This window comes from Corallococcus terminator, assembly GCF_003611635.1.
GTDB lineage: Bacteria > Myxococcota > Myxococcia > Myxococcales > Myxococcaceae > Corallococcus > Corallococcus terminator.
Window position 1 is genome coordinate 1 of sequence record NZ_RAVZ01000370.1, and the last position, 9111, is coordinate 9111.

Here is a 9111-nt window from a genome sequence, read left to right on the forward strand (position 1 = left end):
GTGCCGGACAGCGCCCTGCCCGCCCGGGGTGCGAACACGGGGTCGACCCTGCCGCCCACCGCCCCGGCGACGACGGGCCCGGTGCCCACGGCGCCGGCTCCCACGGGAGGGGCGCCGGTGTCGCGTCCACCTCCGGTGGCCTCGCGCTTCGGGCTGGCGGTGATTTCCGGGACGACGCGCGGCCAGCGCTACAAGCTTCCGGTGACGGGCTGCGTCGTGGGCCGTCAGCGCGGCGCCATCCTCTTCCCCGACGACGTCTTCGTGTCGCCGCTGCACGCCACCTTCCTGGTGAAGGACGGCGCCCTCTACGTCCGGGACGAGACGAGCGCCTCCGGCGTCTACGTCACCTTCTCCGGCACGGAGCCCCTGGCGCCCCGAGCGCTCTTCAGCGCGGGCCAGCGGTTGTTCCGCTTCACCGGCCGCGTGGAGTCCCCGCCGCCCGTCGCGGGCCGCCCCAACCTGTACGGCTCGCCGGTGCCGCTGGGCCAGGCGCTGTACGGGGTGGAGGAAGTGCACATGGGCGGCAGGGCGGGCCGGGCGGTGGTGACGGCCGCCGCGCTGCTGACCATCGGGCAGGCGCACTGCGACCTCGCGTACCCGCATGACGAGGGGCTCGCCGGCCGGCACTGCGAGCTGAGCCCCACCGCGACGGGCGCGATGCTGCGCGACCTGTCCGGAGGCCTGGGCACCTACGTGCGCATCCCGCCGGCCACGGAGCGTCCCCTGCGTCCGGGCGACCGGGTCCGTCTGGGCCAGCACGTGGTGCAGGTGGAAACGCTCGGCTAGACGCAGGCTGCAGCGTTCAACCGACGGCCCCTCGAACCTTCAGGTCAGGGCAATCCGCTCGGAGGGAGCGCGGGTTCCGGGCTCGGAGGGCCCTGCCCCCCGTTCCAGGCGAGGCGCTACCAGCACCGCACCGCGCCTCGGGGTTCAGGGCGCAGCGGGGCGCGCAATGGGGCTGCCGAGCCGCTTCTCGATGTACTCACGCGCCTTGGAGTCGGGCATGTCCCGCATGTGGCGCTCCCACCAGCCCCGCGCCTCGTCCGTCTGGTCGCGCTGCCAGTACAGCTCCCCCAGCTTGAGGGCCAGCTCCGCTTCCGGGTTGTAGCTGAACGCTTCCTTGTAGCTCGCGGTCGCGCGGCTCAGCTCTCCCGCGAGCACGTCGCGGTCCCCGTCCTGCGTCAGCTTGCGCGCCTTGTCCACGTTGCGCGAGGTGCTCGGAATCTGCCGCAGGTACTCGGGCGGCTGGTTCGGATCCGTGCCGGCGGTGAGCTGCCGGGGCGCATTGGGCGGAGGCAGGTAGGTGTTGCCCTCCGCGCCACTGCCCGCCCCGATGCCGAAGTAGTAGACGAAGAAGCCCACCGCTCCCAGCACCAGCACCGTGGTGAGCGCCTTGAAGAAGAGGATGAGGCCCTCGCCGCCGCCCGACGCGGGCGCGGTGGACACCGAGGTGCGGCCGGCGCGCCGGGCCTCCTCGGGCGCCAGCGTGGCCTCCTCCGATGACACGGGGGTGCGTGAGTCGGGCAGCGCCCGCACGGTGGCTTCCACCGTCACGTCGTTCCAGCCGGTGTTGTTCCGGGCGTCCTCTTTCTGGGCGGCCTGGGACTTGCGCGGAATGGGCGCCAGCACGTTGGCGGCCTGCGGACGGCGGGGCGCGGCGTCGTTCGCACCGCCGCGCCGGCGCTCCTTGTCCACCGCGAGCAGCTCCGCCTTGAACGCCGCGGCATCGGCCGGACGGTCATCCGGGTCCTTCGACAGGACGCGCAGGATGAGGCGCTCCATCCCCGGGGAGATGCGCGCCTCCGGACGGCGGCGCGAGGGCGGGGGTGGCTCCTCGGTGAGATGCTTGGTGGCAAAGCCCACGGCCGAGTCGGACTCGAAGGGCAGCAGGCCCGTGATGAGCTGGTAGAGGATGACGCCCACCGCGTACAGGTCGGAGCGGTAGTCCAGCACCGCGCCACGCGCCTGCTCCGGGGACATGTATTCGGGCGTGCCGCACACGAAGCCCGCGCGGGTGAGGGCCGGGCCCTCGTCCTGCACGTCGGTGATCTTCGCGATGCCGAAGTCCAGCACCTTCACGAAGTCCGGCTCGTTGCGGCGCTGCTCCACCATGATGTTCTCGGGCTTCAGGTCCCGGTGGATGACGCCCGCGCCGTGCGCGTCCGACAGCGCGTTGAGGATCTGAACGGCGATGCGCACCACGCGCGCCTCGCCCAGCGGCCACTCGCGGCTGAGGATCTGATGCAGATCCTGCCCGGACACGTACTCCATCGCGATGAAGAGCGCGCCGTCGTCCGCCTGACCGAAGTCCAGCACGCTGATGGAGTTGGGGTGGTTGAGCCGGCTGGCGGCCTTCGCCTCGCGCTGGAAGCGCGCGACGGTGCGCTCGTCCGACAACAGCGTGTGGCGCAGCACCTTCAGCACCACCACCTTGTCGAGTGCGAGTTGGCGGGCCCGGTACACCTTGCCCATGCCGCCCTCGCCAATGAGGGCTTCGACCCGGTACTTGGAGGCAATCGTCTTGCCGACGTACTCGTCGCCGCCCTCCGCCGCGCGCAACAACGTCGCGCCGCAGGCGGGGCAGTAGCGGGAAGAGTCTTCGGCGTCGGCGCCGCAGGAAGGGCAGTACACGTCAGCGTCCAGTGGGGTGGGGTCGGGACTTCACCATGCCACTCGGGTGCGGAGCAAGCCGTGCGCGCCGGGCCCCCCAACACCGCTCCAGCCTGCTAGAAGAGGGCCTCTCATGGACGCCGTGGACTATTGCCCCCGCTGTGACACCGAGAATTCCCGGGATGCCACCGTATGCCGCGCTTGCGGCTCGGCGCTGCGCTCCGGGACGATGGTGATGGCCGTGGCGCACGTCTCCTCGCGCCCGCAGGTGTCCATCCGCGTCGTGCGGGCGGACGGCGGCCCCGAGTCCCTCGTGCGCATGCAGCGCGACACCCTCACCTGCGGCCAGCAGGCGGACATCGCGCTCAACGACGACCCCTTCATCATGCCCGTGCAGGCCCGCTTCTTCTTCTCCGGCGCCCGGCTGGCCGTGGAGGACGTGGGCGGCGCCAACGGCGTCTTCGTGCGCCTGCGTCAGGAGCGCGAGCTGCCCGCGGGCGGAGAGCTGCGCCTGGGCCGTCAGCGCCTGGTGCTGGAGCCCATCCCCACCGCGGCGCTCGGGCCCGGCGGCACGCAGGTGTGGGGGTCTCCGGATCCCGGCTACCGGCTGCGGCTCATCCAGCTTCTGGAGGGTGGCCTGCGCGGCGCGGCCTTCCCGCTCAAGGACGGCGACAACCTGCTGGGTCGTGAGCAGGGCGACATCGCCTTCCCCACGGACGGCTTCGTGTCCGGGCGGCATGCGCTGCTGCAGGTGCGCGGGGACCGGCTGATGGTGCGGGACGTGGGCTCGTCCAACGGCACGTTCATCCGGCTCGCCGGGCCGACGTTCGTGGACAACGGCGACCACTTCCTCATCGGTCGCCAGCTCTTGCGCGTGGAAATCCAGGCCGTCGTCGCCTGAAGCGGACGTCCCTCGCGGGTCCTGCGGCGGGAAGGCAAGGCCGCACGGCGCTTCAAGGCCCGTGCGGCCCGGACACTTCACGCTCCGGCGTCAGCCGTAGGACTTCTCCTTCTTCTCCTGCTCTTCCTTGCAGCGGATGCAGAGCGTCGTCACCGGACGCGCATCCAGACGCTTGGGGGAGATGTCCTCCTCGCAGCGCTCGCAGATGCCGAAAGTGCCGTCTTCCACGCGCTTGAGCGCGCCGTCGATCTTCTGCAGCAGGAACTTCTCGCGGTCCCTCAGACGGAAGACCATGGACTGGGTGTACTCGGAGGCGGCCTGGTCGATTTCATCCGGCAGGTCGTCGGTGTCGAAAGAAGACTCCTCCACCAGGGTCTTCTTCGCGCTCTCGAGCAGGCTCGCTTTGCTGTCCTCGAGCATCTTCTTGTAACGCTTGAGATCTTTCTGGTTCACAGCCTGCGCTCCAGGTGGGGCGGGTAGAGGGGGCCTGGCCCCTGAAAAAAAGGGCCCGAAAGCTTTATTCATGCACCTTGCAGTGTCAAGCTGACCTGCTGGAAATTGTGGATGCACGAGGGGCGGCTTGAGCGACAACACGAAGTTCGATCGGGAATTCTTGCGCTCGGCACTGACACTGGCCGCCAAGAGCGAAGTCGACCACTTCCTCTACATCTGTGACACGCCCATTCCTCCCGAGGACCTACGGGGTCGTCCTGCCCGCAGGAAGCTCGTGTACGCGGTGACGCTGGAAGCGCTGGCGCACGAGCACCAGCGCAAGAAGGTACGCGCACTCGTCATTCCCGCCTACGACTACTCGCGCACCGAGCGGGTAAAGGTAGCGCTCGTGTCCGCGCTTTCCCAGGGTGCTTTCAAGGAAGGCGACCTGGTGTTGTGCATGACGGGCAAGGTGGGTCGGGCACCGGACACGCTGATGCAGATGCGCATCGGCGGGTCGCTGGACGACCGGCTGGCCATCGAGGGCGTGAAGCTGGGCGAGGAGTTCAACTCGCAGGTGGTGGACGCGCTCATCCAGTTGGCGCTCCAGATTGGCCAGGAGGGCTTCGAGGGTCACCCCATCGGGACCATCATCACGATTGGCGACCACACGAGCGTCCTGGAGAAGAGCCGGCAGCTCACCATCAACCCGTTCCAGGGCCTGTCGGAGGCCGAGCGCAACGTGCTCGACCCGAAGATCCGCGACGCCATCAAGAACTTCTCCGTGCTGGACGGCGCGTTCGTCATCCGCGAGGACGGCGTGGTGCTGTCCGCTGGCCGCTACCTGTCCGCCAACGACGACACGGTGAAGATTCCCCTGGGGCTGGGCGCCCGGCACGCCGCCGCCGCCGGCATCACCTCCACCACCCACTGCATCGCGCTGGTGGTGAGCCAGACGTCGGGCGCGGTGCGGCTGCTCAAGGGCGGCAACATCGTGCTGGAGCTGCACCAGACGGCGCGTCGCTCCTGAGCCCCCTGCCCTACTCCTTCGCGCGCTCGGACGCGGGGCCGTGCTCCTCGCGGTAGATGTCCGCCAGGGCGTGCGCCTTCTCCACCTCGTCGCGCGCGGCCTCCAGCGCGAGCACCCGGTCGAAGCGCTCCACCTGTTCGCGCAGCGTGTCGGTGATGACGCCGCCCACGGCCATGCGCGCGGAGGCGCTCTCCCGTTCGATGCGCAGGTCGGCCACGCGCTCGCCCAGCTCTCCGGCCGCGGACAGGAGCAGCTCCGAGTCCCGCTCCGCGCGGCGCAGCGATTCGCGCGTGGACTCCAGCAGACGTTCGGTCTGCACGCGGTCGCGCTCCAGCACGCCCACGCCCTTCGCGTCGGCCCGCTCATAGGCCGTCTGGCGGCGCCCGGAGATGTCGCCCAGGCGGGCCGTGTAGCGCGTCACCCCACGGGCAAGCTCCCCCTTGAGGGCCAGCAGCGTGGCGGCGGATTTGCGCACCTCGGCCGCCTGGCGCTCCAGGTCCTCGATGAGCCGGTCGAACGTGGCCAACGGATCCACGGCCGCCGGGGGCGTCTTCTTGCGTTTGAGGAAGCCGAACATGGCGCGTGCCCTGGGTTCGAAGCCTACCCGAACGGGCGGCAGAGCAGGCGCACGCGTTCGAGGGCATCCCCCACCGGGCGACCGCCGCCGGACAGCACCGCGAGGTAGCGCGAGGGCGTCAGTCCATAGACGGACAACAGGTGCTGCAAAAGCACCACGCTCTCCGTCGCGCGCCGCTCCGTGGGCGCCAGCGACGCGGCCTCGGCCACCGCCTCCAGGATGTCCACCACGCGCGCCGCGAGGTCCGCGCCGGGGACTTCCGGCCCGGGAGAAGGCGAAGGCGTGGGCACGGACGGGAAGAGCGCGTCGAAGGAGGCCTCCACCGCCACGCCCGCCAGGGGCGCGCGCCCGGCCGCCACCGCCTCCAGGGCATCCAGGTGCGGCCCCAGCGCCTCCAGGGCCTCCAGCGTGGCTGGGATGTCGCGCGGCAAGAGCGTGCGCCAGGGCGTGTCGAACTCGGTGCGCGCCCAGCGGATCTCCTCGTCGGAGAGCGGATGGTAGAAGGCGCGGCCTCCGGCGGCGCGCTGTTCGAGCACCAGGGACTTGAGGTCGGCGTTCTCCTCGCCCAGGGAGATGAAGCTCAGCGCGATGTCCAGGTCCCCCATTGGCGCGCGGGTGCGGCGGATGAGCTCCAGGTCCACGCGGTCCTCGCCGTCGGTGATGAGCACCACCGTGGCGCGGGCGAGGTAGGGGTCCTTGCCCTGCGCGGCGCGGATGGAGTCGAACGCGGACAGGAGGGCCAGGGAGATGTCCGTCTGTCCCTCCGCGGGCGAGTCGCGGAAGAGCTTTTCAATCTGCCGCGTCGCCTCCGCGGCGGTGTCCACGCGGGCCAGCTCCGTGGGCACATCGTTGAAGAAGCTGAAGTAGAGCGGATCAAAGGCTTCGTCGCGCCGGGCCTTGACCCGCAGGTTGTTGAGTTCCGCGATGATCAGCGCATCGCGGAAGCGGGCCCGCGCACCGTGCATGGAGCCCGACGCGTCACAGACGTAGACGCGCACGGAGGTGCGCTTCACCTTGCGCGGCTTGGGCGGAGGCGCGTCGTCCAGGTAGGTGCGCACCAACTGCCGGTGCGCGGCCAGGTCCTGGAGGATCCGCCGCGGGTCGGTGATGACGAACTGGTGGAGTTCGTCCAGGCTGCCCGTCGTGGAGAACGACATCGTCTGCGTCGGATAGGGCACCTGGCGTGGGACGGCGCGCGCGGCGGAGGTGTTCGCTTCGATGATCTCCTCGGTCAGCGAATCCTCCACGTCGAAGAAGCGCGCGCACCCGGCCGCCAGGTCGAATGTGGCCAGTTGGTCTGGCTGGAGCGAGAACGCCAGGTCCGCGAGCCGCTCGTCCGGAGCATCCTCCGCCTGACGGTCCACGTCCTCGCCGTCCGCTTCCCCGAGCCACCGGACCAGCGACTCCGACTCCGCCTCCTCCACCATCCGCGTCAGCCGGGGCTCCGGGGGAAGCAACAGCGTCAGCGCGCTCCGGGCCGCGGCGGCCAGCTCCGGGTCTCCGGCTTCCAGGGCGCGCTCGTAGAGGCCCTGCAACGAGCGATAGGCGCCCCGGGGATCCTTGTGGGCCGTCTCCCGCACGCCCCGCACCAGCGCTTCCAGGGAGCGCGTGGGAGGCACTTCACGCACACGCTCGCGCGCCTCCGCCACGTCGTTGCGCAGCGCCATGCTCCGCGCGCGGTCCGCGTCCGTGCCCAGGCGGAGCAGCATCTCGTGGGCCAGGTCCAGGTCGCGCCGCTTCTGCACCAGGTCGATGACGTTCTCACGCGCCCGGGTGGCCAGCAGCTCGGCGACCGCCAGTTTCGCGCTGGCAGGGGGCCGCTGGTGATCCGCGTTGCCGGGACGGTCGAAGATTTCGAACGGCGCATCGTCCTCCAGCCGCTCCAGCGGGCGTCCGAAGAGGTCCGCCACCTTCACCGCGCGGGCCAGACGCACGAAGCCCCGGTCCAGCGCGGTGAGCGCGCCCGCTGGCATCTCACCGGAGCGGTGCGCGCGCTCCACGCGCCGCAGACACTCCTCGAACTCCTCCAGGGCCTGGGCCGCGCGTCCCGCCAGGCCCTGCGCGAGCACCCCGGCCCGGCCCCGCTGGGTGCCCAGCGCGAGCAGCAACCGCGCATCCGCCGCGGTGTGGACGCCCACCCGATCCAACTCGCGGTCGAGCGCCACGAGCACCGGCAGGGACAGGTCCTCTGGCCCCTTCACCTTGCGGCCGAAGGGCCAGGCCCACGACGCGCCACCCCGCCCCGGCGCCGCGGGCTGACGCAGGGCATCCAGGCGCTGCCGCAGTTGGGTGAGTCGCCGCGCCAGCACGCCTCAGCGCCGCCTTCCGGCCACGGGTGCCACGCTCACAGCGCGGTCCGCCGCTCCAGCACCTGCCGGCTGAAGCGCCCGAAGTCCTCGTCGATGCCGCGAAGCTGGGCGGACAGCTTGCGCGCGCTGCCTCCCAACTCGCCCGGGAGCGTCTCCAACATGCCCAGCGTGGCCTTGAGCCGCACCAGCTCCCCCTCCTTGAGCGCGAGCAGCGGGAAGCGGCTTCGGACCAGCCGCTCGAAGGTGCGCTCCGCGTCACCACGCGCGGTCAGGGACTCCGGCGTGGGCAGCGCGGACAACAACTGCGTCAACCAACTGCGCAGGTACTTGATGCGCGACTGGAGGAAGGACAGCTCCGCCTCGGCCACCGCCGCGCGCACCGAGTCGGAGAGGAACGCCGCCGCGGAGGGAGGCCGCGCCGCCATCAACTGGCCATCCAGGCCCACCAGCGCCGCCAGCTCCCCGTCCGGCGCCTGCGTGGTCAGTTCGCCCCGGTAGTAGGTGTACGCATCGCCGTTGAGCACGGCCGTGGGCGCCGGAGGGGGACTCGCCACCTCTCGCGACAACACGCGGGCGTGCTCCCGCAGGCGCGTCTCCATCAGCTCGCGGCACTCGATGAGCACGGGTTCGGCCGTCACGCCCTCGCGCCGCAGGTTCTCCGCCACCGCCTGCACCGCGCGACCGTACTGCTCGATGCGCTCGAACGGCGTCGCGCCCAGCACCTCGCGCGCGTACGCCACGCTCAGCGGCTTGAGCAGCTCCTGCTTCAACCCGGCCTGCGAGGGGTCCAGCGCCGTCAGCGCCTTCTCCAGTTGCGTGAGGCGCCGCGAGTCCGCGGAGAGCGCGTCCAGCGGATCCTTGCGCCCCCGGGGCGACCCCGCGGGGAACGCCGCCGACACCCGACGCCGCAGCGCCGTCACCACCCGCTGGCGCGTGTTCCGGTCGGCCTCGCGCAAGGGTTCGTGAAGGGAAGGCACGGTCTCCGTGAGGAGCACCGCCAGCGAGCCCATCACCCCCAGCTCCTCCTCCAGGTTCTCCGCGAGCCCGACCAGCCACTCCATCTTCACGCCGTCCTCGAACGCGAGCCCTTCCGCCGCGGACGCGCTCATCTCCAGCGCCTGCTCCAGGAATCGCGCGGACGCCTCGCACAGCGCGGCATGGCCCGGCCGCAGCTCCGGCACGGCACGGCACAGCTCCAGCACATCGCGGATGGCGGTGAGCAGCGCCACGCCGCCCCTGCCCTCCCCCTGCC

Annotated in this window: 7 protein-coding genes and 1 pseudogene; 3 read left to right on the top strand and 5 right to left on the bottom strand. The window is 71.1% G+C overall.

Features of this window, described 5'->3' with window-relative positions; genetic code table 11:
* A partial coding sequence (locus tag D7V88_RS34870; RefSeq protein WP_120544923.1) for an FHA domain-containing protein occupies nt 1–786 on the top strand: 786 nt, incomplete at its 5' end.
* A gap of 144 nt (nt 787–930) precedes the next feature.
* On the opposite strand, the gene D7V88_RS34875 is transcribed toward D7V88_RS34870, so the two are convergent.
* A complete protein-coding gene (locus D7V88_RS34875; RefSeq protein ID WP_120544924.1) occupies nt 931–2631 on the bottom strand; it encodes a serine/threonine-protein kinase in 1701 nt (566 codons plus the stop codon).
* 112 nt (nt 2632–2743) lie between these two features.
* Between D7V88_RS34875 and D7V88_RS34880 the strand changes: the two genes are divergently transcribed.
* A complete protein-coding gene (locus D7V88_RS34880; RefSeq protein WP_120532651.1) occupies nt 2744–3511 on the top strand; it encodes a double zinc ribbon and FHA domain-containing protein in 768 nt (255 codons plus the stop codon).
* Nucleotides 3512–3601: 90 nt separating this feature from the next.
* On the opposite strand, the gene D7V88_RS34885 is transcribed toward D7V88_RS34880, so the two are convergent.
* A complete protein-coding gene (locus D7V88_RS34885; protein WP_014395767.1) occupies nt 3602–3964 on the bottom strand; it encodes a TraR/DksA family transcriptional regulator in 363 nt (120 codons plus the stop codon).
* A 127-nt stretch (nt 3965–4091) separates the two neighbouring features.
* Between D7V88_RS34885 and D7V88_RS34890 the strand changes: the two genes are divergently transcribed.
* Nucleotides 4092–4973, top strand: a complete 882-nt coding sequence (locus D7V88_RS34890; RefSeq protein ID WP_120544925.1) for a DNA integrity scanning protein DisA nucleotide-binding domain protein — start codon at nt 4092–4094, stop codon at nt 4971–4973.
* A 10-nt stretch (nt 4974–4983) separates the two neighbouring features.
* On the opposite strand, the gene D7V88_RS34895 is transcribed toward D7V88_RS34890, so the two are convergent.
* From D7V88_RS34895 to D7V88_RS34905, 3 genes and pseudogenes are all read right to left on the bottom strand, one after another.
* On the bottom strand, nt 4984–5550 hold the full coding sequence (locus D7V88_RS34895; protein WP_120544926.1) for a PspA/IM30 family protein: 567 nt from the start codon (nt 5548–5550) through the stop codon (nt 4984–4986).
* Nucleotides 5551–5573: 23 nt separating this feature from the next.
* Entirely contained in the window at nt 5574–7859 is a 2286-nt protein-coding gene (locus D7V88_RS34900) for a vWA domain-containing protein (RefSeq protein ID WP_120544927.1), read from the bottom strand.
* A gap of 35 nt (nt 7860–7894) precedes the next feature.
* Nucleotides 7895–9111: pseudogene (locus D7V88_RS34905) on the bottom strand (AAA family ATPase); the annotation flags it as partial.

Coding starts and splice junctions, on each gene's coding strand:
- D7V88_RS34880 (WP_120532651.1), top strand. CDS start 2,744: ATGGACGCCGTGGACTATTGCCCCCGCTGTGACACCGAGAATTCCCGG.
- D7V88_RS34895 (WP_120544926.1), bottom strand. CDS start 5,550: ATGTTCGGCTTCCTCAAACGCAAGAAGACGCCCCCGGCGGCCGTGGAT.